This window comes from Streptomyces sp. NPDC001822 (assembly GCF_042892135.1).
Classification (GTDB): domain Bacteria; phylum Actinomycetota; class Actinomycetes; order Streptomycetales; family Streptomycetaceae; genus Streptomyces.
The window spans coordinates 26,441-51,843 of the sequence record NZ_JBIATW010000001.1 but is presented as its reverse complement, the minus strand read 5'-3'; the positions used below and the strand labels follow the sequence as shown (position 1 = coordinate 51,843).

At 70.5% G+C, this 25,403-nt stretch carries 22 protein-coding genes; 3 read left to right on the top strand and 19 right to left on the bottom strand.

The features are described 5' to 3' along the window. The first annotated feature begins 112 nt into the window (after nt 1-112). Together ACFYY2_RS00255 and ACFYY2_RS00250 are read left to right on the top strand one after the other, a co-directional pair. Nucleotides 113-2,608, top strand: a complete 2,496-nt coding sequence (locus ACFYY2_RS00255; protein WP_388735025.1) for a ThuA domain-containing protein — start codon at nt 113-115, stop codon at nt 2,606-2,608. Next, nucleotides 2,605-4,839, top strand: coding sequence for an OmpL47-type beta-barrel domain-containing protein (locus ACFYY2_RS00250; protein ID WP_388735023.1), 2,235 nt, complete (start codon nt 2,605-2,607; stop codon nt 4,837-4,839). The genes ACFYY2_RS00255 and ACFYY2_RS00250 overlap by 4 nt, the downstream gene beginning before the upstream one ends. 1 nt (nt 4,840) lies before the next feature. Here the strand turns inward: ACFYY2_RS00250 and ACFYY2_RS00245 are convergent, their stop codons facing one another. Further along, nucleotides 4,841-5,923, bottom strand: coding sequence for an ABC transporter permease (locus ACFYY2_RS00245; RefSeq protein WP_388735021.1), 1,083 nt, complete (start codon nt 5,921-5,923; stop codon nt 4,841-4,843). Continuing rightward, a complete protein-coding gene (gene ligD, locus ACFYY2_RS00240) occupies nt 5,920-6,930 on the bottom strand; it encodes a non-homologous end-joining DNA ligase (protein WP_388736734.1) in 1,011 nt (336 codons plus the stop codon). Before ligD ends, ACFYY2_RS00245 begins: the two co-directional genes overlap by 4 nt. Before the next feature lie 94 nt (nt 6,931-7,024). Here ligD and ACFYY2_RS00235 point away from each other — a divergent pair, with 94 nt between their 5' ends. Continuing rightward, nucleotides 7,025-8,086 (top strand): ATP-dependent DNA ligase, encoded by a 1,062-nt coding sequence (locus ACFYY2_RS00235; protein ID WP_388735019.1) that lies wholly within the window; start codon nt 7,025-7,027, stop codon nt 8,084-8,086. Between the two features lie 4 nt (nt 8,087-8,090). Here ACFYY2_RS00235 and ACFYY2_RS00230 read toward each other — a convergent pair whose 3' ends face one another. The 17 genes from ACFYY2_RS00230 to ACFYY2_RS00150 all read right to left on the bottom strand — a co-directional run bounded on the left by ACFYY2_RS00230 (nt 8,091) and on the right by ACFYY2_RS00150 (nt 25,200). Beyond that, nucleotides 8,091-9,320: a lytic murein transglycosylase gene (locus ACFYY2_RS00230; RefSeq protein WP_388735017.1), complete on the bottom strand. Its 1,230-nt coding sequence runs from the start codon at nt 9,318-9,320 to the stop codon at nt 8,091-8,093. 20 nt (nt 9,321-9,340) lie between these two features. Then, entirely contained in the window at nt 9,341-10,081 is a 741-nt protein-coding gene (locus ACFYY2_RS00225) for a hypothetical protein (RefSeq protein ID WP_388735015.1), read from the bottom strand. Between the two features lie 29 nt (nt 10,082-10,110). Continuing rightward, nucleotides 10,111-10,641, bottom strand: coding sequence for a nuclear transport factor 2 family protein (locus tag ACFYY2_RS00220; RefSeq protein WP_388735013.1), 531 nt, complete (start codon nt 10,639-10,641; stop codon nt 10,111-10,113). Between the two features lie 14 nt (nt 10,642-10,655). Beyond that, nucleotides 10,656-11,237: a hypothetical protein gene (locus ACFYY2_RS00215; protein ID WP_388735011.1), complete on the bottom strand. Its 582-nt coding sequence runs from the start codon at nt 11,235-11,237 to the stop codon at nt 10,656-10,658. After that, nucleotides 11,234-11,755: a hypothetical protein gene (locus ACFYY2_RS00210; RefSeq protein WP_388735009.1), complete on the bottom strand. Its 522-nt coding sequence runs from the start codon at nt 11,753-11,755 to the stop codon at nt 11,234-11,236. The genes ACFYY2_RS00215 and ACFYY2_RS00210 overlap by 4 nt, the downstream gene beginning before the upstream one ends. Then, entirely contained in the window at nt 11,752-12,981 is a 1,230-nt protein-coding gene (locus ACFYY2_RS00205) for an MCE family protein (RefSeq protein WP_388735007.1), read from the bottom strand. Before ACFYY2_RS00205 ends, ACFYY2_RS00210 begins: the two co-directional genes overlap by 4 nt. Continuing rightward, on the bottom strand, nt 12,981-14,135 hold the full coding sequence (locus tag ACFYY2_RS00200; protein WP_388735005.1) for an MCE family protein: 1,155 nt from the start codon (nt 14,133-14,135) through the stop codon (nt 12,981-12,983). Before ACFYY2_RS00200 ends, ACFYY2_RS00205 begins: the two co-directional genes overlap by 1 nt. Next, the gene (locus ACFYY2_RS00195) at nt 14,132-15,250 is read right to left on the bottom strand and encodes an MCE family protein (RefSeq protein ID WP_388735004.1); all 1,119 of its coding nucleotides are present in this window, start codon (nt 15,248-15,250) and stop codon (nt 14,132-14,134) included. The genes ACFYY2_RS00200 and ACFYY2_RS00195 overlap by 4 nt, the downstream gene beginning before the upstream one ends. A gap of 1 nt (nt 15,251) precedes the next feature. After that, a complete protein-coding gene (locus ACFYY2_RS00190) occupies nt 15,252-16,271 on the bottom strand; it encodes an MCE family protein (protein ID WP_388735002.1) in 1,020 nt (339 codons plus the stop codon). Further along, nucleotides 16,268-17,299: an MCE family protein gene (locus tag ACFYY2_RS00185; RefSeq protein WP_388735000.1), complete on the bottom strand. Its 1,032-nt coding sequence runs from the start codon at nt 17,297-17,299 to the stop codon at nt 16,268-16,270. The genes ACFYY2_RS00190 and ACFYY2_RS00185 overlap by 4 nt, the downstream gene beginning before the upstream one ends. Further along, on the bottom strand, nt 17,296-18,597 hold the full coding sequence (locus tag ACFYY2_RS00180) for an MCE family protein (RefSeq protein WP_388734998.1): 1,302 nt from the start codon (nt 18,595-18,597) through the stop codon (nt 17,296-17,298). Before ACFYY2_RS00180 ends, ACFYY2_RS00185 begins: the two co-directional genes overlap by 4 nt. Then, on the bottom strand, nt 18,597-19,400 hold the full coding sequence (locus ACFYY2_RS00175; RefSeq protein WP_388734996.1) for an MlaE family ABC transporter permease: 804 nt from the start codon (nt 19,398-19,400) through the stop codon (nt 18,597-18,599). The genes ACFYY2_RS00180 and ACFYY2_RS00175 overlap by 1 nt, the downstream gene beginning before the upstream one ends. A gap of 3 nt (nt 19,401-19,403) precedes the next feature. Further along, nucleotides 19,404-20,249 (bottom strand): MlaE family ABC transporter permease, encoded by an 846-nt coding sequence (locus tag ACFYY2_RS00170; protein WP_388734994.1) that lies wholly within the window; start codon nt 20,247-20,249, stop codon nt 19,404-19,406. Then, complete coding sequence (locus tag ACFYY2_RS00165; RefSeq protein ID WP_388734992.1) at nt 20,246-21,238, bottom strand: ABC transporter ATP-binding protein; 993 nt, start codon at nt 21,236-21,238, stop codon at nt 20,246-20,248. The genes ACFYY2_RS00170 and ACFYY2_RS00165 overlap by 4 nt, the downstream gene beginning before the upstream one ends. A 700-nt stretch (nt 21,239-21,938) precedes the next feature. Continuing rightward, complete coding sequence (locus tag ACFYY2_RS00160) at nt 21,939-22,892, bottom strand: hypothetical protein (RefSeq protein ID WP_388734990.1); 954 nt, start codon at nt 22,890-22,892, stop codon at nt 21,939-21,941. Nucleotides 22,893-22,961: 69 nt separating this feature from the next. Then, the gene (locus ACFYY2_RS00155) at nt 22,962-24,455 is read right to left on the bottom strand and encodes a DUF6801 domain-containing protein (RefSeq protein ID WP_388734988.1); all 1,494 of its coding nucleotides are present in this window, start codon (nt 24,453-24,455) and stop codon (nt 22,962-22,964) included. Between the two features lie 109 nt (nt 24,456-24,564). Next, nucleotides 24,565-25,200: a hypothetical protein gene (locus tag ACFYY2_RS00150; RefSeq protein WP_388734987.1), complete on the bottom strand. Its 636-nt coding sequence runs from the start codon at nt 25,198-25,200 to the stop codon at nt 24,565-24,567. Nucleotides 25,201-25,403 lie beyond the last annotated feature (203 nt).

The window sequence follows — 25,403 nt, the reverse complement described above, 5'->3', positions numbered from 1 at the left end:
CCTATTGGCGAGTCGCGAAAAGAGGTCTAGCTTCGTGCGCTGTCGCAGTGACCGCAGAGGTGCGGTGACGGAGAAGTGACCGGAGAAGCGACCAAGAGGGGTGGGTGACCACATGCAGCGCACACCACATCACGGGTCCAGATCGCGCCGCGGTATCGCGGCGGCCGTGGGGATCGGGGCCCTGACCGCGTCCCTGCTGGGCGGGAACGCCACCGCGAGCCCGTATCCGGATCCGGGGTTGAAGGAACGGATGGCGACAACGTTGTCCCTTCCCTCGCCGCCGGGCGGGGCCAACGTCAAGGTACTGGTGTTCCACGCCTCGGCCGGCGAGGAGTCGCCGACCGTCGACGCGGGGATCGCGGCCATCGAGAAGATCGGGCTCAGCGGTCCGGAGGCCGGGCGTTTCAAGACCGTGGCCACCGACGACGCCGCGGTCTTCACCAACGGCAAGCAGCTCGGCAAGTACAACGCCGTCGTCTTCCTGACGGGCGGCGGTGACGTCCTCGACCCGGAGCAGGAAGCGGGTCTGGAGGCGTACATGGAGGCCGGCGGCGGCTTCCTCGGCATCCACGACGCGGCGCGCACCGAGCCGTACTCCGACTGGTTCACCGGCCTCGTCGGCGCCCGGCCGGCCGCCGACAACCCGGCGACGGTCCAGCGGGCGACCGTGGAGATCGGCGACCGGCAGCACCCGGCCACGAAGAACCTCCTGCTGGAGTGGAAGCGGCCGGACAAGTGGCTGAACTGGAAGACCAATCCGTCCGGCTCCGTGCACACCGTGGCCCGGGTCCGCGAGATCACCTACGCTCCCGGCAAGGGCTCCAACGGCTGGGACCACCCGGTCTCCTGGTGCCGCGACTACGACGGCGGCCGGTCGTTCTACACCGCCATGGGCGGTACGGAGGCGAGCTTCGCCGAGACCGACTTCCGCGACCACCTGCGCGGCGCCCTGGCCTGGACGAGCCGCATCTCGCAGGCCGACTGCAAGGCCACGATCGACTCCAACTACACCGCCGAGCGCCTCACCCAGCCCAACCAGCCCGGCACGAACGACCAGATCGGTGAGCCCCACGGCCTGGTGACGGCGAAGGACGGGCGGGTCTTCTACATCGGGCGCGGCGGCGCGGACAGCAGCGTGCCCGTGGTCACCGACTGGAACAACCCGGACGTCGGCAAGGGCTGGGGCGAGATCCACGTCTACGACCCGGCGACCAAGAAGGTCACCCTCGCCGGCAGGCTGAGCATCTTCGGCAACAAGGGCGGCGGCGACGAGCTGATCAAGGTCGAGGAGGGCCTGCTCGGCATCGAGCTGGACCCGGACTTCGCCACCAACGGCTGGGTGTACCTGCACTACACCCCGCACGCGAAGATCGACCGCGACAAGCAGATGGCGGTGCGCCAGGTCTCGCGCTTCACCTTCGATCACGCCACGAACAAGCTGGACCTGGCGTCGGAGAAGGTGCTGCTGTCCTGGCCGGTCCAGATCCACAGCTGCTGCCACGCGGGCGGTGGAATGGCCTGGGACTCCAAGGAGAACCTCTACATCGCCACGGGTGACAACAACTCCTCGGGCTTCAGCGACGGTTACTCGGGCAACAACCCGCAGCCGAACTACAAGGGCGTGTCCTTCGCCGACGCCCGCCGCACCGCGGGCAACACCAACAACCTCAACGGCAAGATCCTGCGGATCCACCCGGAGGACGACGGCACCTACACCCTGCCGCAGGGCAACCTGTTCACGGGCAAGGAGCCCGACGAGGGCGGCGGCAAGACCCGCGGCGAGATCTACGTGATGGGCGTGCGCAACCCGGCACGCATCTCCATCGACAAGTCGACGGACACCCTGTACGCGGGCTGGGTCGGCCCCGACGCGGGCTCGCCCAGCACGACCTGGGGTCCGGCGAAGTACGACACGTTCGCCGCGATCACCAAGGCCGGCAACCACGGCTGGCCCTACTGCATGGGCAACAAGCAGCCCTACCGGGACCGCAACCTGCCCGACCCGTCCAAGCCGCTCGGCTGGTACAACTGCGACGCGCCGAGGAACGAGTCGCCGAACAACGACGGCCTGGTCAAGCTGCCGCCGATCACGTCCAACACCATCTGGTACTCGCCCCAGGGAGGCGGCGTCGACTACCCGCGTGACGCCAACGGCATCCCGAGCTACAAGGTCGAGGACCAGAAGCAGCTCCTCCCCTGGCTGAAGGGCGGCGGCCAGGCCACGATGAACGGCCCGGTCTACCGCTACGACGCGGCGAGCACCAGCGAGGCCAAGTGGCCCTCGTACTGGGACGGGAAGTGGTTCGTCGGTGACTTCTACGACGACACCCAGCCCCGCCACGCCGTGCTGACCGACCCGAAGACCGTCGGCAAGGGCGGACTGCCCACGCACGCCGAGTCCCTCAAGAAGATCATCCCGGTCGGTGCGACCGGTATCCGCAACCTGATGGACTGGAAGTTCGCCCCGGACGGCTCGCTCTACGTCCTGGACTACGGCCGCGGATTCTTCACCTCCGACTCCAAGTCCGCGCTGTGGCGCGTGACCTACAAGGGCGGCGGCCCGACCCCGGCCGCCGCAGACCTGGCCAGGAAGGCGGCAGCTCAGTGAGACAACCCTCGCTTCTCGCCCGACAGCGGTACGGGCCCGCACGCTGGTGGCTCGCCCTGTTCGGCTCGTTCCTGATGGTTCTCGGGCTGGCTTCGACAGCCGCGTACGGTCGGGAGGACGACCGGGCGACGGCCGCGGCCGACCAGGTCCTGACCTGGACCGCGGGCGACCCCATCGACCGGTACCTGTCGGCACCCAAGACCGCCGTGGCCGGCGCGGCGACGCTCGTCTTCGAGAACAGCACGGCCACCGGCAACACCACGGGCATGCCGCACACGCTGACCTTCAGCGTGTCGGACGTGGAGTTCAACAACGACGTCGCGGTCAACATCCTGGCCAACCCCAGTGACTCCGAGGGCGGCAAGCACAGCGTCCAGGTGACCCTGACGCCGGGACGGTACTTCTACCACTGCACGATGCCGGGCCACGGGTCGATGCAGGGCATCCTGACGGTGACCGAGGGCAGCGGCGAGGACACAGCCGCTCCCGAGACCTCGGCGACCGTGACCGGTGACAAGAACGCCGACGGCGCGTACATCGGCCAGGCGACGGTCGCCGTCGCCGCCACCGACACGGGTTCCGGCGTGGACACCGTCGAGTACGCGGTCGGGGCCGACGGCGCCTGGCAGCCGTACACCACGCCGGTCGTGGTGAACGAGGTGGGCACCCACAAGGTCCGCTACCGCGCCACCGACAAGGCGGGCAACGTGGCGGCCGAGAAGTCCGCCGACTTCGCGGTGGCCGCGCCCCCGACGGACGACAAGACGCCGCCGGAGACCTCGGCGACCGTCTCGGGCGAGAAGGACTCCGCCGGCGCCTACCTCGGCATGGCCACGGTCACCGTGACCGCGTCCGACACCGGCTCTGGTGTCAACACCATCGAGTACGCGATCGGGGCCGACGGCGCCTGGAAGACCTACACGGCACCCGTGATGGTGCACGAGGTGGGCACCCACAAGGTCCGCTACCGCGCCACCGACAAGGCGGGCAACGTGGCGGCCGAGAAGTCGGCCGACTTCACCGTCGTGGCGCCGCAGTCGCAGGACAAGACCGCGCCGGTGACGTCCGTCGCGGTCACGGGCGACAAGAACTCGGACGGCGCGTTCATCACCAGCGCCAAGGCCACGGTCACCGCGACGGACGCGGACTCGGGTGTGGACAAGGTCGAGTACTCCCTCGACGGCGGACCGTACCTGGCCTACACCTCCCCCGTCATCGTGGACCGTGTCGGCTACCACACCTTCGCCCACCGGGCGACGGACAAGGCCGGCAACACCTCCGTGGCCAAGCAGGCCTCGTTCACCATCGCCGAGAGCGGTGGCGTCCCGGCGCCCAACTGCCCCGAGTACGACGAGCGGCTCACGGTCATCGTGGGGACGGTCGACTCGGGTGTCCCCAACCGGCTCACCGGCAACCGCTGCACGATCAACGAGCTGATCGAGGACGAGAAGGACTGGTCGTCGCACGCGCTGTTCCTCAAGCACGTCGACAAGGTCCTGGACAAGCTCCTCACCGACGGGGTCATCGACACCCGTGAGCACAAGAAGATCTACAAGGCGGCCAAGCAGTCCGGCATCGGCAAGCCGGGCCAGGACGAGGGCTACAACAAGCTCTTCGACGGCACGGCCGCGTCCCTCGCGAAGTGGCAGCACGTCGGCGGCGGGAAGTTCGGGCTGAACACCGAGGACGGCTCGATCACCAGCTCCACCACGGTGGACGGCATGGGCATGCTGTGGTTCCCGGCCCGCCAGTACGGCGACTTCTCGCTGAAGCTCCAGTGGCGGGACGACGCCCCGGGCGCCGGCAACGCGAACGGCGGTGTCTTCGTCCGCTTCCCGAACGTCAACAACCACCCGGAGGAGTCCCGTCCGGAGTGGGTCGCCATCAAGTACGGCCATGAGATCCAGGTCAACGACCGGCCGGACGGCGACATGTACAAGACCGGGTCCGTCTACGGATTCGACCGGGTGGGCCTCGGCGGCGCCGGGGTCACGCCCAAGGGCACCTGGAACGACTACGAGATCCGGGTGGTGGACCAGCACTACTCCATCTACCGCAACGGTGTCCTGCTGAACGAGTTCGACAACACCGGCGGTCAGCTGTTCGAGCCGCCGCGGGGCGACGACCCGGGGACCGACGGCCGGCGGTACGCCTCCGGTTACATCGGACTCCAGGTCCACAGCACCACGGACGTGATCTCCTACCGCGACATCCGCATCAAGGAGCTGTAGGTCACAGACGCGGACGGGAGGCCGTGGCGGCATGCTCGGGCATGCGGCCGCGGCCTCCCGGATGTCTGTGGCGCCACACCCAGAAGACGGTGCAGGAGACCAGCGCCCAGAGCGCCAGCACGAAGTAGGGGAAGACGAACTGGTGGCCCTGGTAGTAGACCGCGGTGTGCTGTGCGTTGACCGAGGCACCAGGGGGCAGCCACCGGCCGATGTGTCCCAGCGCCGAGGGCAGCAGCGGCCATGACACCGCTCCGCCCGACGACGGGTTGCCGAGCAGCACCATCACACCCCACGTCGGGATGATCGCCCAGCGCCCCATGAGGGTGTTGAACATCGTGAAGACCATGCCGGACGTGAACATGGTGAAGGCGAGGATCGCCCAGGACTGGGCGAAGGGCAGATCGAGCGCCTCCAGCCCCCAGTCCACGATCGCCGCGATCGCGAAGCCGCCGAGCAGTGAGTAGCTCACGGTGAACAGGATGCGTTCCAGCGGGTTGAGGGCCCGTGCGTGCACGCTCAGCTGGATCGCGCCGAGGAAGCCGATGATGACGGCGGCGATCGAGATGTAGAAGAGGGCGAGGCCCCTTGGGTCGCCCTTCTGGAGAGGCATGATGTCCTGCACCGTGAGCGGGGTCCCGACGGTCCGGGCCACCTTCGCCCCGGTCTCCTCCAGGAGTTGGGCGACGGTCGAGCCCGATGCGCCCGCGACCTGCATGAGCACGCCCTGCCCGGCGGTCCGGAAGATCACGAAGACCTTCTGGTCGTCGATCGCCTCCCGGGCCTGCGCGGCGTCCGGGTACCGGCGGAGTTCCAGCGAGGCGTCGAGCGCGTCCTCCATCCCCGCGAGGAACTCCTTGGTGTGCGGCGCCCTGGCGTTGTCGACCACGGCGGCCGGGATCTCGCGCGGAGTCGGGTTCGCGAGCGCGTAGGTGTAGGAGGCGGCGAAGAGGCCGGCCCCGGCGGAGATGATGAGGGCCACGACCATGGCGGGGAGGTATGGGGACTTCTTGTACGCCTCCCACTTCTCACGCCTGGTCAGCGGCCTGCCGTGCGCCCCGTGCCCGCCGTCGGCGCCGGACGTCATGAGGGGTCCCCGTCGTCGCGGCGGGCCCGGCTGGGCTGCACGCGCTTCGGTTCGCCCGGCATCTTCGGGTACTCGGGCGGGTAGGGCAGATCGCCGAGCTCGTGTTCGTGCTCGTCCCGCCGGGCGAGTTCCAGCAGCCCGTCGAGGCGGAAGGCGTGGTCGTCCATGTCGGCGTGCAGATCGCCCACCTCCGCGAAGCGCGCGGGCATGGACCGGAGGTCGAAGTCGCGGGGCTCGGCGTCGTCGACCTCCTCCCAGCGCAGTGGTGCGGAGACCGGGGCGTGCGGGAAGGGGCGTACGGAGTAGGCGGAGGCGATGGTGCGGTCGCGGGCCGTCTGGTTGTAGTCGACGAAGATCCGCTCGCCCCGTTCCTCCTTCCACCAGGCGGTGGTCACCCGGTCGGGCATCCTGCGCTCCAGTTCCCGCCCGACGGCGATGGCCGACCGCCTGACCTGGGTGAACGTCCACTCGGGGACGATCGGGACGAAGACGTGGATGCCGCGTCCGCCGGAGGTCTTGGGCCAGCCGCGCAGGCCGTGGTCGTCCAGGACCGAGCGCAGTTCGTGGGCGGCCCTCACCGCGTCGGCGTAGTCGGTGCCCGGCTGCGGGTCGAGGTCGATGCGGAGCTCGTCGGGGTGGTCGGTGTCGGCCCTGCGCACCGGCCAGGGGTGGAACGTCAGGGTGCCGAGGTTGGCCGCCCAGAGGACGGCGCCGAGCTCGGTGGGGCACATCTCGTCGGCGTGCCGGCCGCTGGGGAATTCGATCCGGGCGGTGGGGGTCCAGTCGGGGAGGTTCTTGGGTGCGCGCTTCTGGTAGAAGAAGTCGCCCTCGACCCCGTCGACGAACCGCTGGAGCGTGGTCGGGCGCTCCCGCAGCGCGCGCAGGATGCCGGGGCCGACGGCCAGGAAGTAGTCGGCCACGTCCTTCTTCGTGTAGCCCTTGTCGGGAAAGTACACCTTGTCCGGGTTGGACAGCCGTACGGTCCGCCCGTCCACGTCCAGTTCCACCGCTGCTCCTGCGCCCATGCCGAACACCGTAGGCGGCACCCACATATGCCGCATATCGGAAGACGCGCACGGTTCGCCGGGTGAGAATCGGGCCATGGACCTGCCGGTGATGCCTCCCGTGAAACCGATGCTCGCCAAGTCCGTGAAGAAGATCCCCCCGGGCATGCAGTACGAGGCGAAGTGGGACGGCTTCCGCGCGATCGTGCACCGGGACGGCGACGAGGTGGTGATCGGCAGCCGGACGGGAAAGCCGCTCACCCGCTACTTCCCCGAGGTCGTCGCCGCCGTACGGGAGAACCTGCCGCCCCGCTGCGTGATCGACGGCGAGATCGTCCTGCCGTGGGAAGGGCGGCTGGACTTCGACCGGCTGAGCGAACGCATCCATCCGGCCGATTCCCGGGTGCGCCTGCTGGCCGGGGAGACACCGGCCGCCCTGGTCGCCTTCGACATCCTCGCACTGGACGACACCTCGCTGCTGTCCGCCCCGCAGACGGAGCGCCGCGCGGTCCTGGAGGGTGCCCTGGCCGGGGCCTCCCCGCCCGTGCACGTCGCGCCTGCGACCACGGACCCGGCGCTCGCCCAGGACTGGTTCGAGCGCTACGAGGGTGCGGGGCTCGACGGCGTCGTCGCCAAACCGCTCGATCTGCCGTACCGGCCCGACACCCGTGCGATGTACAAGATCAAGCACGAGCGGACCGCCGACTGCGTGGTGGCGGGCTACCGCTTCCACAAGAGCGGCCCGGTGGTCGGGTCGCTCCTGCTCGGCCTGTACGACGCGCGGGGTTCGCTGCAGCACGTGGGCGTGTGCGCCGCCTTCACGATGAAACGGCGCGCGGAACTCCTGGAGGAACTGGACCCGCTGCGCATCGACCCCGCCGCTCACCCCTGGTCGGCATGGGCGGACGCGACGGCGCACGAGGGCTCGCGGCTGCCGGGCGCGCCCAGCCGCTGGTCCGGCAAGAAGGACCTGTCCTGGGTGGCCCTCAGCCCGGAGCGGGTCTGCGAGGTGGCGTACGACCACATGGAGGGCGACCGCTTCCGCCACACCACCCAGTTCCGCCGGTGGCGGCCGGACCGTACCGCCACCGGCTGCACCTACGCGCAGTTGGAGGAAGTGGTTCGCTACGACCTGTCGGAGGTGCTGCGGCCCGGCTGATCCGTCAGGGGGCAGGGGTGGCGCAGGGGTCCTCCTCCGTCCCTCCCGTGGGCGAGGTGCTGGGTGAGGGGCCGGGGCCGGTCGTCTCCGTGGGGCACTCCGGAGGAGTGGTGCCGGGGTCGGGTGAGGTGGTGGGGTCGGGGGTGGCCGTCGGGTCCGGGGACGTGGTGGGGTCGGGCGACGTGGTGGGGTCCGGCGTGGTCGTGGGGTCCGGCGTCGCCGGATCGCTCGGATCGGCCGTGCCGGTCGGATCCGGGCCCGGGCCGGTGGGGCTCGGGGACCCGGAGGGCGCGGTGGTGGGCGAGGTGGAGGGGCTCGGGGCCCCCGTCGGCTGCGGCCCGACGACGATGCCCCCTCCCCCGCCGGGAGCGCCGGGGCCACCGACCGGGGCCTGGGGGGCGTGCGGGCCGCCCGCACCGGGACTCCTCGGCACCACTCCCCTGCCGTCGGCCACGGTGTGGACGCCCTTGCGGTAGAAGTCCAGCCAGGACAGCACCGTGCGCAGATAGACGTCCGAGTGGTTGTAGCTGAGCACCGCCCGGTCCAGGTCCGCCCGGACGGAGAGGTTCCGCGGGCCCGCGCAGAGGTAGCGGCCGGCCGCGAGGGAGGCGTCGGCGACGTTGCCCGGGTCCTTGCGGCCGTCGCCGTTGCCGTCCGCACCCCAGTGGGCCCACGTCGAGGGGATGAACTGCATCGGCCCGACGGCCCTGTCGTACGTCGCGTCGCCGTCGTGGGCTCCGCCGTCGGTGTCGGGGACGAGGGCGAAACCCGCACCGTCGAGGACCGGGCCGAGGATGGGTGTGAGCGTCGTACCCGAGGCGTCCACCCGTCCCCCGCCCGCGTGGCCCGACTCGACCTTGCCGATCGCCGCGAGCAGCTGCCAGGGCAGGTTGCAGCCGGGATCGGTGCGGGCGAGCGAGCGTTCGGCGCTGCGGTAGGCGGCCAGGACGGTGGCGGGGATGCCCGATTCGGCCCAAGAGCGCGTGACGGCCGGGGAGCCCGGCACGCGGCCCGCCTTCGGCGGCTCCGGTGACTTCAGAGGCGGAAGCTCCGTGTGGTAGCTGTCGTCGTTCGGCACCTCGGTCCAGACGACGTCGTCCGCCGAGGCCGTCTTCTCCGTGCTGTCCGCGCCCGCGGCGAGTCCGGGTGCCTGCGACGCCGTCAGCGCCGCCATGGCGGCCACCGCGGTGGCGGTGCCGCCGAGTCCGCGGCGCATCTTTCCGTTGAACCTCACGCGTGCTCCTCTCCCCGGGGTCACTGGGTGAACGTGTCGATGGCCGAGATGCGCCAGGCGCCGTCCCGGAGGACGGCGTCCACGGCGAACATGGCAGCCGCGTACGTCGTCTCCTCGTCCTTGCCGGTGCGGGTGTTGCTCTGGTCGGCGAACACCAGCAGCCTCGCCCGGTCGCCGTCGAGCACTTCGACCCCGCTGCCGGTGACGGTCGTGGTGAGCACGAGCTTCTGCTTCGGCGCCTGGGCCCGGACCTCCGCGAGCATGTCCCGGTGCTGCTGGACCGCCTTGCCCACGAGATGGGTACGGGCGGCGCGGTCCGACTTCCCGGGTGAGGCGTAGTCGTACGAGAAGACGGCGCCGACGGCCTCCGTGATCCGGCCCTTGACCTCGCTGGTGCGGGCGATGTCAGTGAGGGCGGTGTTCTGCCGGGCGGGTTCGTCGCGGAGGTCGGCGGCGGAGGTGAACGCCCAGACCGCGAAGGCGCCGAGGAGCACGGTCGCGGCGCAGAGCACCGCGGGCAGCGGGACGCGCGGGCGTGGGAACCGCCCGCGCGGTGGTGGGTCCCCGGCGGGCTTCCCGTCGGCCGCGGCGCCGTCCCGGGGCGGTGGTCCAGGGGCGGTCTCGTCCAGCGCCGGTTCCGGCGCGGTCTCGTCGCGGTCCTGTTCGTCCGCCGGGGCCGCCGAGGCACGGGGCCGCGTCGCGGTCGCGGCGACGACGGCCAGGCGGCGGCGCCGGTTGACGAGGTGACGGGTCGTCGACATGTGCGAAGGTCCTCTCGAAGGGTGGCGGGTCAGCCGGCCGTGCTGCCGACGGGCGCCTGGCCGAGGGCGCTGAGTTTCCAGCCCGCGGAGGTGCGGGTGAGCTGCCCGAGCATGCGGCTCTCCTTCACCGCGGGCTTGCCCTCGGGCCCGGTCACCGTGACCCGGAGCGCCACCATCACCGCGGCCCTGCCGGCCCGGTCGTCGAGCTCGGTCACCGCCCCGGACAGGATCCTCGCGGTGCTGACCGTCTTCGCCGCCTCGATCTGCTTGACAAACGCGTCCCGTCCGTCGACGAGTTGTCTGTGCAGATCGCCGGTGGTCGAGTCCTCCCAGCTGTCGAGCCCCCCTTCCAGCTCGGCGTGGTCGAGCGTGTTCATGTTCTGCACGGCCTGCTCCCCGGCCGCCAGCGCGTCGTCGCGGGCCTGCGCGTAGGCCGCCGAGTCGTCGTGCGCGGCTTCGTAGCGGGACCAGCCGCCCCAGCCCGCGACGCAGGCCGCCGCGATCGTCAGCGCGACCGCCACCGCCGTCAGGGGATTCCCCGTCGTCCGTACCCGTGCCATCGGTGCCTCTCCCCTTACCTGGACGTGATGTCGACGATCCGCCAGTGCCCGCCCCGCAGTTCCGCGGTGACGGACAGCTGGGCCGCCGCCGTGGTGGCCGCCTTGCCCTCGCGCGCGTAGACCTGGTCGAGGAAGACGAGCAGGTGGGCGCTGGACCCGCTGAGCCGTGTGACCCCGGCGCGTACGACCTGACTGGTGAGCGTCAGTCTCTGGTCCGCCGCCTGCTTCTCGACCTGGCCGAACAGGGCGGCGTACTGCTGGAGCGCCTTGCCGCCGAGCAGGTGCTTCGCCGACTCCTCCGTGGCGGTGGTGGCCTGGGGGCTGTACGAGAAGACCTTGCCCAGCGCGCTGCTCACGTCGCCCACGACCCGGGTGGTCGCGGCGGTGTCCGTCAGCGCGTGGTTGGAGGTGGCCGGGGTGTCGCGCAGCTGGCGCGCCTGGGCGAACAGGGTGCCGCCCGCCGCCAGCAGCGCGACGGCGAGGACGGCGGCGAGTGCGCGGGGCCATCGCCGTGGGCGCGGAGGCGAAGGCGGCCCGGGTTCCGTCACGGTGCCGGGGTCCGGCAGGACCGTCGTCGTGCCCGCGTTCCGGTTCATGAGCCGCTCCCGACCGGCAGTGCTTCGAGTGCCTTGATCTTCCAGCCCCGGCCGGTCCTCGCGAGGGTCGCCTCGAAGCGCTTGCGCTCGGTTCCGCCCTTGCCGGTGCGCGGGGTGATCTCGACGTCCACCGTCGCGATGAGTGCGGCGGTGCCGGCCCGGTCGTCGAGCGCCGTGAGAGCGGCGTCGGTCACCTTGCCGCGTGCGGTGGCGCCGGACTCGGTGAGTTCGGCCGCGTCCTTCTTCCTGGAGCTCTCCAGCCGGTCGTGCAGGGGTCCTGTGGAGGAACCGAGCCAGGCCGTGAGCCCGGACTCCACGCCGTCGGTGCTCGTACCGTCCATGCTCGTCAGCCTGGCGAGGTGCCGCTTGCCGTCGGCGAGCGCGGCGTCGCGGCCCTTCGCGTAGGCCAGTGTGCCGTCGCCGCGCGCCTGGGCGTACGACCAGGCGCCGAGGGCGCACACCAGTGCGGCGGCGAGCATCGCGGCCCAGCCGAGTCCGGCTCTCGTGCGGTCGCTCATGCGCCGCCTCCCAGGCCGAGCAGGCCGGCCATGCCCTCGGCCGCGTGCGGGGTGTCCGTGGTGGCGCCGAGGGCCCCGGGCAGGGACGAGCCGGGCTCGGCCGGTTCGGGGACGGGACCGCCCTTCGGGGCGTTCGCGCTGCCGCGCACGTTGATCCCGCTGCCGGGCGCCGAGGCGCACCGGGCCCTGGTGTTGACGGCGGGCGCGGGCGAGAGGTCGGTGCCCACCCGGTAGGTCGTGCCACCGTAGCCGGAGGTGCAGGGCAGCGGTTCGAAGAAGGTGACGGACATCCCGAACCTGGCGCCGTCGCCGTCGATGGCGCTGGAGCCGGCAGCCGCGACGGCGGGCACCTTGACCAGCAGTTCCTCGAGGCCGCGCTGGCGGGTCACCGCGACCTCGGACGTGGTGAGGAGGTTCGCGACGACCACCCCGAACTCGGGATCGAGGTCGCGGAGCAGCCCGCTGATCTGCTCGGTGGCTCCTGGCGCGGCGGCGATGAGCCGGCGCAGGTCGTTGTCGGATCCCTGGAGTTCGGCGGCGAGTTCCTTCGCTCCCGAGGCGAACCCCTTGAGCGCCTCGCCCTGTTCGTTCTGGGTGCGCAGCACGGTCTCGCCGTCGGCCATCAGTTTCGTGGTGGTGGGCAGGGCCTCGTCGGCCGCCTCGACGAATTCGCCGCCGGTGTCGAGCAGGACCTGGAGGTCGTCGCCGCGCCCCTCGAAGGCCGCGCCGAACTCGTCCACGACCGTGCGCAGGGCCTCCGTGTCGACGGACGCCGTCAGGTCGTCGACGCTGGTGAGCACGTCGGTGACGGGCGCCGGAATGGTCGTGTCGGCCTGGTCGATGACGGAGCCGTTCCCCAGGAAGGGGCCGTCGGCGCGGGTGGGCCGCAGGTCGATGTACTGCTCGCCGACCGCCGAGAGGTTGGCGACGACGGCGTGGAGGCTGTCGGGGATGGCAGGCGCGTCGTTCTCGATGCGCAGTTCCGCCTCGACCCCGTCGTCGGTGAGCTCGATGGGCCCGACCCTGCCGACGGACACGCCCCGGTAGCTGACGTCGGAGTGGGTGTACAGGCCGCCGGTCTGCGGGAGTTGCACCGTGACGGTGTAGTAGCCGCGCAGGCCGATGTAGTGGCCGAGGTCGGCGTAGCGCGCACCGAGGTGGCCGAGGACGAGCACGGCGATGAGGAGGAAGGCCACGTTCTTGAGGCGGACGGCTGTGGTGATCATCAGCGGGTGCCCTCCGTTCCCGGTGCGGTGACCGAGGGCAGCGGGAGGGGCAGCGCCGCACCCGCTCCCTTGCGGGTGCCGGACGCCGCCGGCGGTGTGGTGCCCGGGGTGAGGGCCGGGATGATCTGGGTGCCGGGCACGGCCGTCACGTCGAGGTAGACGTTGAGGTAGTCGCCCTTCACCCCGCGCAGCACCTCGTCGGTGAACGGGTAGGTGAGCAGCACCTGGAGGGAGTCGGGCAGGTCGTCTCCGGAGTCGGCGAGTGCGGTGAGCGTGGGTGCGATGGCCTTGAGGTCGGCGATCATGTCCGCCTTGCTCCTGTTGACGGTGTCGACGGCGACGGTGGACAGGGAGTCGAGCGAGCGCAGCATGGTGAGCAGGGAGCCGCGCTGCTTCTCCAGGACCTTCATGCCGGGTGTGAGCCCGGTGAGGACCGTGCCGACGTCCCGCTTGCGGGTGGCGAGCGTGGCGGAGAGCCGGTTCACGCCGTCGAGCGCCTGCGTGATGTCCGCCTTGTGGTCGTCCAGGTTCGTGACGAGCGTGTCGACGCGTTTCAGCATGGAGCGGATCTGGGGTTCCCGGCCCGCGAGGGCCTTGTTGAGCTCGGTGGTGATGGTCTTGAGCTGGCTGACCCCGCCGCCGTTGAGGAGCATCGAGAGGGCCCCGAAGACCTCTTCCACCTCGGGGTTGCGATTCGTCCGGGAGAGCGGGATGCGGTCGCCGTCCGCGAGGGCGCCGTGCGCGGCGCCGGTGCTCGGGGGTGAGAGCTGGATGAACTTCTCGCCGAGGAGGCTGGACTGTTCGAGGTGGGCGTGGGCGTTGGCGGGCAGGTCGATCGTGCCGTTGACGCGCATGGTGACCTTCGCGGTCCAGCCCCCGGGGGTCAGCGCGATCCCGGTGACCCGTCCGACGGCGACGTCGTTGACCTTCACGGACGACTGCGGGGCGAGGCTGAGTACGTCGCCGAACTCGGCGGTGATCTCGTACGGATGGTCGCCGAGGTCGGCGCCGCCCGGCAGCGGGAGCCGGTCGATGCCCCCGAGGGACGGCAGGCCCGCGCTCGTCACGACGAGGGTGAGGCCGGCTCCGGCTGCGACCAGGGCGGCCAGGCCCGCGAGCACGCGGTTGCCGGGTCTGCGCGGGGCGCGGCTCATCGGGTCGCCTCCTTCTTCTCCTGCGTACCGGCCCTGTCCGGGGTGCCGTAGACGGTGCCGACGGCGGGCAGCGGCAGCACGGGCAGCTTCTGCCGGCGGGCGGCGTCCACCGGTGCGAGTCCCGTCGGGCCGGCTCCGGACTCCGTGAGCGGCCCGCCCATCGACAGCTCGTTGAGGTTGGTGCGCCCGTTCAGGGTGCGGTTCGCCGGGTCGTAGGCGTTGAGCACGTTGCCCGCGGCGAGCGGCAGCGTGTCCAGGGACTCGGCGAGCGAGGCACGCCGGTCGACCAGGGTCTGGGTGAGGGGCACGAGGAGGTCCACGTTCTCCTTCAGGGCTCCGCGGTTCCTCTGGATGAAGCCCTTGACCTGGCCGAGCGCCTTGCCCAGTTCCTCGAGCGCCGCACCGAGGTTCTTCCGGTCGTCGGCGAGGAAGCCGGTGACGGAGTTCAGCTGCTGCTCGGCGGCCCGCACGTTGCCGTCGTTGTCCTTCAGCATGGTGGTGAACGTCTGCAGGTAGGACAGCGTGTCGAAGAGGTTGCCGCTGCTCCTGTCGAGGGTCTTCGTGGCCTTGCCGAACTGCTCGATGGAGTCGCCGATGGCCTTTCCGTTTCCGTCCAGGTTCTTCGCCCCGGTGGCGAGGAGTCCGGCGAGCGCCCCGTCCGTGTTCGCCCCGTCGGGGCCGAGTGCGGTGGAGAGCTCGGTGATGGAGGCGTAGAGCTGGTCGACCTCGATGGGCGTGGCGTTGTCCGCCGCCGGCAGCACCGCGTCGTCCTTCAGTCGCGCTCCCCCGGTGTAGGCCGGGGCGAGCTGCACGTAGCGGTCGGCGACCAGGCTCGGGGCGACGACCACCGCGTGCGCGTCCTCGGGCACCTTGACGCCCTCGTCGAGCCGCAGGGTGACCCGGACCTCGCGGCCGTGCGGTTCCACCGACTCCACGGTGCCGACCCTCACGCCGAGGATCCGCAGGTCCGATCCGGCGTACACGCCGGTGGCCTGGTCGAAGTAGGCGGTGATGGTCGTCTTCCCCCGGTCGTCCATCGCCATCACCCCGGAGGTGGCGGCCACGGCCACGACGGCGAGTCCGGCGGCGATGCCGATGACGCGTGTGCGTCTCATGTCAGCGCCCTCCCTGCTTCGGTGGCATGCACCCTCCGTCGGCCGGGGGCGTGCCCGCCGGCAGATAGCTCTTCGGGACGACGCCGCAGACGTAGTTGTCGAACCAGCGGCCGTTGCCGAGGGTGTTGCCGACGAGGCGGTTGTAGGAACCGGCCAGCGAGAGCACCTTGTCGAGGCTCTTGCGGTTCTTCACCAGCACGGCGGTGACCCTGCCGAGGGAGTCCAGGGTCGGCTTGAGCTGCTTGTCGTTGTCCGCGACGAGTCCGCTGAGCTGGGTCCCGAGGTTCCTCGTTCCGGTGAGGAGGAGGTGGATGGAGTCGCGGCGGGCCTGTATCTCGCCGAGCAGCAGGTTGCCGTCCTCCAGGAGCGTCTCGAAGCTGCTCTTCTTGTCCGCGAGGGTCTTCGTCAGCTGCTTGCTGCCCTGGAGGAGCGTGGCGAGCTGGGCGTCCCGCTCGGAGACGGTCTTCGACAGGGCGGACAGCCCGTCGGCGGCGCTGCGCACGTCCGGCGGGGAGTCCTTGAAGGTGTCGGAGATCGTCTCGAAGCTCCGGGCGAGCTGGGCCGTGTCGATCTCGTCGATCGTCTCACCGAGGCCGTTGAAGGCCTGGGTGACGTCGTACGGCGAGGTCGTACGACTCGCGGTGATGCGGGCCCCGGGGTCCTGCGCGGCGTCGCCCAGCGGGTCGACCGCGAGGTACTTGTCGCCGAGCAGCGTCTTGATGGCGATGCCCACGGTGGAGGAGTTGCCGATCCAGGCGTCCTCGACCTCGAAGTCGACCTTCACCTTGGCCCCGTCGAGTGAGACCCCGGTGACCTCGCCGACCTTCACTCCGGCGATGCGCACCTCGTCCCCCTCGTCGAGGCCGGCGGACTCCGTGAAGTCGGCGCTGTAGGTGGTGCCGCCACCGATGAAGGGCAGGGCGTCGGCCCGGTAGGCGGCGAGGCCGACGAGGGCCAGGACGAGGAGTCCGGCGATGCCGAGGGCGACGGGGTTGCGTTCCCGCACGGGCTTGATCCTCATGCCTGGCACCTCGGCTGACCGATCGTGATGCCGGTGGGCGGGGCGCTGCCGTCCTCGGTCGTCACCCCGCTGACCCTCGCTTCGCAGAGGTAGAGGTTGAGCCATGACCCGTACGAGGTGAGGCGGGTGATCGCCTCCATCTTGGCCGGGGTCTTCCGGAGGAAGTTCTCGATCTGGGGTGCGCTCCCGTCCAGTTGGCCGCTGAGGCGTCCGAGCTGGGCGATGTCGTCCTTGAGCGGCTTTCGACCGTCCTGGAGGAGGCCGGCGGTGACGGTGGTCAGCGCCCCCATCGCCGTGACCGCCTCTCCCAGCGGCTTGCGGTCGCCGGAGAAGCCGGTGACGAGCTTCTGCAGGGTTACGACGAGGTCGTTGAAGCCGGCCTCGCGGTCGTTGACGGTCTTCAGGACCGTGTTGAGGTTCTTGATCACCTCGCCGATCACCTTGTCCTTGGCCGCGACGGTGCCGGTGAGCGAACCGACGTGGGAGAGGATGCTGTCGACGGTGCCGCCCTCGCCCTGGAGGACCTGCACGATCGATCCGGCCAGCTGGTTGACGTCCGGTGGCGACAGGCCCTCGAAGAGCGGCTGGAAGCCGTTGAACAGCTGCGTGAGGTCGAGCGCGGGCGTGGTGCGGGAGAGCGGGATGGTCGCGCCCGCTCCGAACCTCTCGCCGACGGGCCCGGCTCCCTGGTCGAGGTCGATGTAGCGCTGGCCGACCATGTTGAGGTACTTGATCGACGCCGTGACCGAGGCGGGCAGGTGGCGCCCCCTGCGCACGGCGAATCCGACCTCGGCCAGCCGCTTGTCGGCGACCCGGATGGACTCGACCTGCCCGACCTCGACGCCGGCGATCCTGACGCTGTCGCCGACGACGAGCCCGGTCGCGTCGGTGAACCTCGCCTTGTACGAAGTGGTGTCGCCGACGCCGGTGTTGGCGATGGACAGCCCGAGGACGGTGGTGGCCAGGACGGTCACCACGACGAAGGCGAGGGACTTCACGAGGGGGCCCGCGAGGGAGCGGCGCTTCACTTGAGCTTCACCTCCGCACCGCGGAAGGCCGGACCGATGAGCACGCTGCTCCAGTCGGGCAGGTTCCGCGGCTGGACTTTCAGTGAGGGGGCGACCAGTTCGTTGACGAGCCGGCTCTCCTCGGGGGAGTTGGGCATTCCGAGCGCGGTGCCGTCCGCCTTGGTCCCGGCTTCTCCGGCCGCGGCGGCGGTGCTGCCCGGGGCGGGCGCGGTCCGGGCGTCGGCGGTCGGTACCGCCCTGCCGGTGTAGGGGACCGAGTAGCAGTGCGGGCCGCCGGTCGCGCCGTAGACGGGGGTGTCCCGGCCGGCCACGTACCTGCCCTTGGACTCGACGGGCCTCAGCGTGACGTGCAGGCCCGGTTCGTCGGTGCCCTTGCCGAGCGCCTTGTCCATGGCGGGGACGAAGCCGGCCATCGTCCGCAGGGTGCAGGGGAAGGCGTCGGAGTACTCGGCGAGGAGTTCCAGGGTCGGCCTGCCGGAGGCGGAGAGCCGGATCAGGTTGTCCTTGTTCTTGCGGAGGAAGGAGGTCACGTCCTGCGCCGACGCCGTGGTGGAGCCGTACAGGTCCGCGAGTTCCGCCTGCTGTTCGGCGATGGTCCCGCTGGTGGTGGTGAAGTCGGTGAGCGCGTCCAGGACGTCGGGGGCCGCGTCGGCGTACAGCGTGCTCACCTTCACGAGTTCCTTGATGTCCGCGTTGAGGGTGGGGAGCTGGGGGTTGAACTCCTTGAGGTGGGCGTCGAGGGTGACCAGGGTGTCGCCGAGCTCGTCACCCCGCCCTTCGAGCGCCTGCGACACGGCGTTCAGGGTGGCGGCCAGCTTCTCGGGCTTGACCGCGGTCAGCATCGGCAGGACGTTGTCGAGGACCTCTTCGAGCTCGATGGCGTTGCTGGAACGGTCCTGCGGGATCACCGCCCCGGCCTTCAGCGGCCGCGCCGACGGGACCTCCGGAGGCACGAGCGCGACGAACCGCTCGCCGAAGAGGGTGGTGGGCAGCATCTGGGCCGTGACGTCGGAGGGGATGCGGCCGAGCCTGCCGGGATCGATGGCGAGGGTGAGACGCGCCCCGTCCCCGTCGGCCGCGATGTGGCGCACCTCGCCGATCACGACACCGCGCAGCTTCACGTCGGCGTTGTCGTGCATCTCGTTGCCGACGCTCCCGGTGCGCACGGTCACGGTGGCGTCGTCCGTGAAGTCCTTCTCGTACACCGAGACCGACACCCAGACGAGCACGGCGGGCACGAGCACGAAGGCCACGCCCGCGAGTCTGCGGCGCACCGTCTGCGCCGTGGAGGTACGCATCAGCCGGCCACCTTCACCGTTGTCGTCGCACCCCAGATGGCGAGCGAGAGGAAGAAGTCGGTGACGCTGATGAGCACGATGGCGTTGCGCACGGACCGGCCCACCGCCACGCCCACCCCGGCCGGTCCGCCGGTGGCGTGGAAGCCGTAGTAGCAGTGGGCGAGGATCACCAGCACGCTGAAGATCAGCACCTTGAGGACCGACAGCAGGACGTCGTCCGGGGAGAGGAAGAGGTTGAAGTAGTGGTCGTAGGTGCCCGCGGACTGTCCGTTGAACAGGACCGTGATGTAGCGGGACGCCAGGTAGGAGGAGAGCAGGCCGATCGCGTACAGCGGGATGATCGCGACGACTCCCGCGATGATCCGCGTGGTGACGAGGTAGGGCATGGAGCGCACGCCCATCGCTTCGAGGGCGTCGACCTCCTCGTTGATCCGCATCGCGCCGAGCTGGGCGGTGAAACCCGCGCCGACGGTGGCGGAGAGGGCGAGACCCGCCACCAGCGGGGCGATCTCGCGGGTGTTGAAGTAGGCGGAGATGAACCCGGTGAAGGCGGAGGTGCCGATCTGGTCGAGAGCCGCGTATCCCTGGAGTCCGACGACCGAGCCCGTCGCGAGGGTCATCGCGATCATCACGCCGATGGTTCCGCCGATGACACCGAGCCCGCCGCTTCCGAAGGCGACCTCGGCGAGGAGCCGTTGGACCTCCTTGAGGTAGCGGCGCAGGGTCCGGGGAATCCAGAGCAGAGCCTTGACGTAGAAGATGAGCTGGTCACCCGAGCGGTCGAGCAGGCCGAGCATCGACATCGGTCAGCCCCCCTTCGGGGGGACGATCTGCAGGTAGATCGCCGTGAGGATCATGTTCACGAGGAACAGGAGCATGAAGGTGATGACGACGGACTGGTTGACCGCGTCGCCGACGCCCTTGGGGCCGCCGCGCGGGTTCAGTCCCCGGTACGCGGCCACGATGCCCGCGATGAAGCCGAAGATCAGGGCCTTGATCTCACCGACGTAGAGGTCGGGGAGCTGGGCCAGGGCGGAGAAGCTGGCGAGGTACGCGCCGGGGGTCCCGTCCTGCATGATCACGTTGAAGAAGTAGCCCCCGAGCGTCCCGACCACGGACACCAGGCCGTTGAGCAGGACCGCGACCAGCATGGTGGCCAGGACGCGGGGGACGACGAGGCGCTGGACGGGTGAGACGCCCATGACCTCCATCGCGTCGAGTTCCTCACGGATCTTGCGGGAGCCGAGGTCGGCGCAGATCGCGGAGCCGGCGGCCCCGGCGATGAGCAGGGCCACGATCAGTGGACTGGCCTGCTGGATGACGGCGAGGACGCTGGCGCCCCCGGTGAAGGACTGGGCCCCGAGCTGCTCGGTGAGCGAGCCCACCTGGAGGGCGATGACCGCGCCGAACGGGATGGAGACGAGGGCCGCGGGCAGGATGGTGACGCTGGCGACGAACCAGAACTGCTCGATGAACTCCCGTACCTGGAAGGGCCGGCGGAAGACCGCCCGGGCGACCGCCAGGGCGAGGGCGAAGAGCTGACCGGTCTGGCGCAGCGGGGCGAGGAGCCGTGAGGGCGGCCGTGGCGCGGGGGGCGGCCCGGCCTGCTCGGCGCCCGGGCCCGGCGGCCGCAGGGGCAGCGGTGCCGTCATCGGCGCCCACCGTCCAAGGTCGGCGTGTAGCTGTTCAGGATCGCCGTACGGGCGGCCTCCGGCAGCCGGCCCATCATGGCGTTCACCCGCTCCCGGCGGCGCAGCGCACCCTGCCGCACCGGCATGCCCGGTGAGGGCTCCAGCTGCGGGACCACGGTGCGGGGCGCCGCGTGGCCGTGGCCGTGTCCGTGTCCGTTGGTCTGCTCGGCCGCGAGGGTGGCCGCGTCCTTCTCCTCGGACATGCCGATGGGCCCTTCCCGCCGTCCGGAGAGGAACTGGGAGACCACGGGTGTGTCACTGGTCAGCAGGACCTCGCGCGGCCCGAAGGTGACGAGGTTGCGGCAGAAGAGCATGCCCATGTTGTCCGGGACGGTGGCCGCGATGTCGAGGTTGTGGGTGACGATGAGCATCGTCGCGTCGATCTGGGCGTTGAGGTCGATGAGCAACTGCGAGAGGTAGGCGGTGCGCACCGGGTCGAGTCCCGAGTCCGGCTCGTCGCAGAGGATGATCTGCGGGTCGAGGACGAGTGCGCGGGCGAGGCCGGCGCGCTTGCGCATCCCGCCGGATATCTCGCCGGGCAGCTTCTCCTCGGCGCCGAGCAGGCCGACGATGTCGATCCGCTCCATGACGATGCGCCGGATCTCGGACTCCTTCTTGCGGGTGTGTTCGCGCAAGGGGAAGGCGATGTTGTCGAAGAGCGACATCGAACCGAAGAGGGCGCCGTCCTGGAACATGAGCCCGAAGAGTTTCCGGGTCTCCATGATCTCCCGCTCGGGGCTGTTCACCATGTCGACGCCGTTGATGAGAACGCGTCCCTTTTCCGGCTTCAGCAGTCCGATGACGGATTTCAGGAACACGGTCTTTCCGGTACCGGAGGGACCGAGCATGACGCTCACCTCACCGGCCGGCAGCGTGAGGCTGACGTCCTGCCAGATGTTCTGCTTGCCGAAGGACTTCGTCAGGCCTTCGACGACCACTTCGATTCCCATCGGCCCTCCCTCGCGGTGGTGGTGGACGGCGTCATCAGTCAGCGCTCCGGCTCCGGTACGGGTAACGGACGGCTTGTCACACATGCACCAGGGGGCGCACGTTAGGTCCGTCGAATCCGCCAGGACAAGCGGTTGAACAGCGGAAATCGCCGGACTTCGATCTTCGGGCGGGGCACTTGTCACCGAATGACAAATCCCTGTCGGGGGTTTGTCGTCATCTGCGCAAGCACCCCGTGCCCGCCGGGGCCCCGCGGTCCGGGGGCCGGAGCCGCCGGACCCCGGCGGTGGGAGCCGGCCCGCCCCGGTGCGGGAGGTCCGGGGCGGGCCGAACTCCCGGTGAAATCCCGGGTCAAGAGGGTCGCGACCCGGACTCCAGGTGTGTAGGGCGAGCGATTTCTGACCCTTTTCCGAGCCGCTCATGCGGGACGCTACGGGTCAGTAACCTCGGTCCGCAATAGCGGTTCACGAACTTTCTCCCAGGCGTGGGAACGGACTTCTTTTCTTGTGCCCGGATGAGTAATCGGCGAACGAAACCTGTCCATAAGTGAGGCATTGCCGATGGGCTCATCCGGCGGCGGACAGCCTCCCCGGCGCACGGAAGCCCGCCCCGACCAGGGTTCCTCCGGTCGGGGCGGGCTCGGGGGCGCGGCAGCGGGGCACGCACCGAATGACAAGGCCCGGCGCGGTCCTTCCCCTCCGGCTACTTCACGGCGGAGTGCCAGTCCTGGGCGAACTCCTTGCCCGCGTTCGGCACCGACAGCCCCGGTGCGGTGAGGCCGATCGTGGAGGTTCTGGCGTCGTTGAGGACCAGGTTGTTCGAGCCGGCCGCCGCGGGCAGGCCGACCTTCAGGTCGATCGCCCAGCTGAGGATCCCGCCGAGGCCGCAGCCACTGGCCTTCGGCACGGCGAACTGGCTGTCGCCCTGCGCGGCCCCGGACAGGCCGATCCGGATGAGCGAGCCCTCGTCCGGGTTGTCCGAGCCGTCACCGTTGTGCCTGGTGGCCGCCATGCTGGGCGCGCTGAGGTTCCCGGGGCGCAGGATCACCGGGCTGCCACTGCTCCCGATGTAGCAGTTTGAGCCGAGCAGCGGGTTCTCCAACTTGATCTTGACGGGCAGCTTGACGATGGGCCCGGAGGATATTCCGGCGACCAGGCTGAATTCGGTCGGCGTGCCGGCGGACTCGACCGTGGCCGTCACCTTGTTCAGGGTGGCGTTGGTGATCTGCCCGCACACAGCGGAGATCACGGGGACGTTGCTGGGGCACATGATGCCGAGCAGCCCGCCGGGGATGGTGGTCTTGCCGCTGACGATGGAGCCGGCGGGCGGCGGGACGACGGTGTAGGTCCCCTCCGCCGGGTGCTGGATCACCCCGAACTGCAGGTTGGTGGATCCGGTCGTGGCCGTCGTGTTGCCCAGCTTGATCGTCCCGTTGGGCGAGGTGGACGTCACGCAGAGGGGGATGTCCGTGTCGCCGTCCGTCGCGAGCATGGCGGGGGCGTCGACGGGACACCGGTCGAACGGGGCCCACGCGCCGTTGAGCTGCGCCGCGGCCGTCGCGGCGCCGGCGGGCGTCGCGCTCAGCGGCATGACCAGCGCGGCGGACGCGGCGACGGCGCCGGCGGCCTTGATCCAGGTCTTCGAGGCAGGTCTCATCGTTCCCTCAATTCGGTAGCGGCTCGGGGGGTGCTGTGCGCGTTGCGGTACTCGGGGCGGCTTCGGGGCTCAGCGGGCTGCCGTGGGGACGTCCGTCGGCCGGAAGTCGGGCGTACAGAACGTGGGATCCGCGCTGACGGCCGCACAGGGGGCGCCCTGCACCTGCTTGACGTATCCGGGTACGCCGGACAGGGAGGCGGTGAAGAGGCTGTCCAGATCCTCGTGGGCCCCGCACCCGCTGAAGGGCGGCAAGGTGACCGACCCGGTCAGCTCGCCGCCGGTGGCCAGGGTGTAGCCGACCTGGACGCCGTCCTTCAGTGTCATGCGCCCCTCCAGCCTCAGCGTGAAGGGCTTGCTGGTCCGGCAGTCGTCGCCCACGTCGAGGGGCACTCCGTTGACCTCGACGTCGCGAAGCCTGAGCATCAGTTGGAGAGTGACGGCCGTGACGGCCTTGGTCGAACCCTCGGCGAGGTTGATCGCCAGGTCCGACTTGATGTTCGCCTCACGGGTGCCGTCGGGGTTGGTCGCCGGGGGGATCTGCGTCATCTCCAGCGTCGCGGTGGTCGGCATGAAGCCGAAGGTCAGAAAGGTCCCGGACGCGGGAGGGAGCTGCGGCTTTCCCTCGTACTCCAGGTCGACGGCCGAGTCCTGCAGGATGTGGAGGAACTCACCGTCGGGCACGAGCCGGCTGAGCCCCTGGGTGATCCGGGCGCAGGCGACCGGGAATCTGGTCGCACCGTCGAGTTTCGTCACATTGGCGTATCCGGTGACGTACGCGACCATGCCGAGCTCGGCGTTCGGGTCGCCCACGCACGGAGGCACACCACCGGTGGTGGAGGGCTCAGCCGCGGTACCGACCTCCGGGCGGCCGTCCACGGCCCCGGCTTCCTTGTCCCCGCCGGGCCAGGTCTCCGTCGGCCGGGGCTGCTCCGGTTCACCGTCCCCGCCCTCGCTCCCGCCCGTGACGGGTATCTTCGCCAGGGTCGCGTCCCGGCCCGGATCGAGCACGCACTCCATCACGATGGTTCCGGCACCGGCCGGTGTCCCGTCCGCCCGCTTCAGCCCGAGCTCCACCGTCAGCGCCCCGGCATCGAGCACCAACTCGCCCGCTGCCGTCGGCTGCAGGTAGGGCACACTCCCCGTGGTGCTCAGCACCGGGCCGCCCGACTCGGGGACGGGGACGGGCTCGGGGGTCGCGCCCCGCCACTGCGCCCCGGCCCGGCGGCCGTCCTGCGAGACGGCGACGAACAGCCGCGTCGCGGCCGTGACGGTCGCCGCCCCCTCGCCGGGGACCCCGGCGAGGACGGTCTCCGGCAGCCTCACGTCCAGCGTCACGCCCTCGGGCTGCAACAGGTCGCCGGGGTGCGCCGAGTCCGCGACCTCGGCGCTCAGACCCACCTCGACCGGGTGCTGTTCGCCGCCGGGAGCGGCACACGTGTAGGCCAGCTCCGCATCGATCTGCTGCGTGCCTGACGCCGCCTGCGCACCGGGGATCATCCCGCCCAGCAGTACCGCGGTGGCGACTGCCGCGCCGCGCGCCGTGCGTCTCCGGGTTTCCGCCATACGACTGCCCCTCATCGACGTTGCCCCTCGGGGCCGGCCTGACGCGGATCGCACGGCGGGCGGACCCGCCGTGCGATCCCTGATCACTCGTTACCGGCTGCAGGCCCGATCAGGGGGTGTAGACGATGGTCGGCTTGGTGGTGCCGCCGCTCGGCGTCACGGCGCTGTAGCTGGCGCTGTAGGTCGGGTTGTTGCCCACGGCCGCGATGCCCGCGCACCCTGCCGAGGCCGTCGCGACGGTCAGCTTGTAGGTGGCGTTGTTGCTGACCGCCAGCTTGCCCGTGGAGTTGGTGTAGGTGGCCGCGGCGTTGCCCGTCACGGTGAAGGTGCAGGTGAGCACCTTGAGCGTGGCCTTGATGCCGCTGATGTACCCGCTGGTGACGCCGGCGCTGTAGGTGTTGGCGTTCAGCTTCCACGCGGTGGACGTGTCGGCGGTCGGGGTCACCGGGCCGAACGGGCTGGTGCAGCCGCTCCAGGTCAGCGGAGCGATGGTGCCGACCTGCACGTTGGTCGTGCCGGCGGCCGATGCCAGGTTGCCCTGGGCCGCGGACGACGTACACGTCATGGGGATGCCGTTGAGGGTGAGGGTGACGGTGCCGGCGGTGGCCGAGAACGTCTCCGGGGAGCTGGGACCGACGGTCCAGGTCGGTGCCGAGACGCCGGCGGACGCGGTGGTGGCTCCGAGGGCGACAGCGGCGGTGGCGGCGCCGACCGCTACCGAGATCTTCCTGAGGGAGTTGCGCACAGTGATTTCCTCCGATTCGACAATGCGGGTGCACTGCTGCGGGGACAGCACCCAAATTCCTGCAAAGGCGCAGGGAGTGCCGCGATGAACCGAGTTGCGTGGGGGGCCGTGCTGCGCTTTCAGCCACACACGTTCTGTGACAGGGCGTGACGTTACTTGCGGGAAACTTGGAACACAATGCCGTCGGTCAAGATTGGTACCGC

Bases quoted from the DNA above. Each gene is read 5' to 3' on its own strand.
- ACFYY2_RS00255 (WP_388735025.1), top strand. From the start codon at position 113: ATGCAGCGCACACCACATCACGGGTCCAGATCGCGCCGCGGTATCGCG.
- ACFYY2_RS00245 (WP_388735021.1), bottom strand. From the start codon at position 5,923: ATGACGTCCGGCGCCGACGGCGGGCACGGGGCGCACGGCAGGCCGCTG.
- ACFYY2_RS00235 (WP_388735019.1), top strand. From the start codon at position 7,025: ATGGACCTGCCGGTGATGCCTCCCGTGAAACCGATGCTCGCCAAGTCC.
- ACFYY2_RS00225 (WP_388735015.1), bottom strand. From the start codon at position 10,081: ATGTCGACGACCCGTCACCTCGTCAACCGGCGCCGCCGCCTGGCCGTC.
- ACFYY2_RS00220 (WP_388735013.1), bottom strand. From the start codon at position 10,641: ATGGCACGGGTACGGACGACGGGGAATCCCCTGACGGCGGTGGCGGTC.
- ACFYY2_RS00215 (WP_388735011.1), bottom strand. From the start codon at position 11,237: ATGAACCGGAACGCGGGCACGACGACGGTCCTGCCGGACCCCGGCACC.
- ACFYY2_RS00210 (WP_388735009.1), bottom strand. From the start codon at position 11,755: ATGAGCGACCGCACGAGAGCCGGACTCGGCTGGGCCGCGATGCTCGCC.
- ACFYY2_RS00205 (WP_388735007.1), bottom strand. From the start codon at position 12,981: ATGATCACCACAGCCGTCCGCCTCAAGAACGTGGCCTTCCTCCTCATC.
- ACFYY2_RS00200 (WP_388735005.1), bottom strand. From the start codon at position 14,135: ATGAGCCGCGCCCCGCGCAGACCCGGCAACCGCGTGCTCGCGGGCCTG.
- ACFYY2_RS00195 (WP_388735004.1), bottom strand. From the start codon at position 15,250: ATGAGACGCACACGCGTCATCGGCATCGCCGCCGGACTCGCCGTCGTG.
- ACFYY2_RS00190 (WP_388735002.1), bottom strand. From the start codon at position 16,271: ATGAGGATCAAGCCCGTGCGGGAACGCAACCCCGTCGCCCTCGGCATC.
- ACFYY2_RS00180 (WP_388734998.1), bottom strand. From the start codon at position 18,597: ATGCGTACCTCCACGGCGCAGACGGTGCGCCGCAGACTCGCGGGCGTG.
- ACFYY2_RS00175 (WP_388734996.1), bottom strand. From the start codon at position 19,400: ATGTCGATGCTCGGCCTGCTCGACCGCTCGGGTGACCAGCTCATCTTC.
- ACFYY2_RS00170 (WP_388734994.1), bottom strand. From the start codon at position 20,249: ATGACGGCACCGCTGCCCCTGCGGCCGCCGGGCCCGGGCGCCGAGCAG.
- ACFYY2_RS00165 (WP_388734992.1), bottom strand. From the start codon at position 21,238: ATGGGAATCGAAGTGGTCGTCGAAGGCCTGACGAAGTCCTTCGGCAAG.
- ACFYY2_RS00160 (WP_388734990.1), bottom strand. From the start codon at position 22,892: ATGAGACCTGCCTCGAAGACCTGGATCAAGGCCGCCGGCGCCGTCGCC.
- ACFYY2_RS00155 (WP_388734988.1), bottom strand. From the start codon at position 24,455: ATGGCGGAAACCCGGAGACGCACGGCGCGCGGCGCGGCAGTCGCCACC.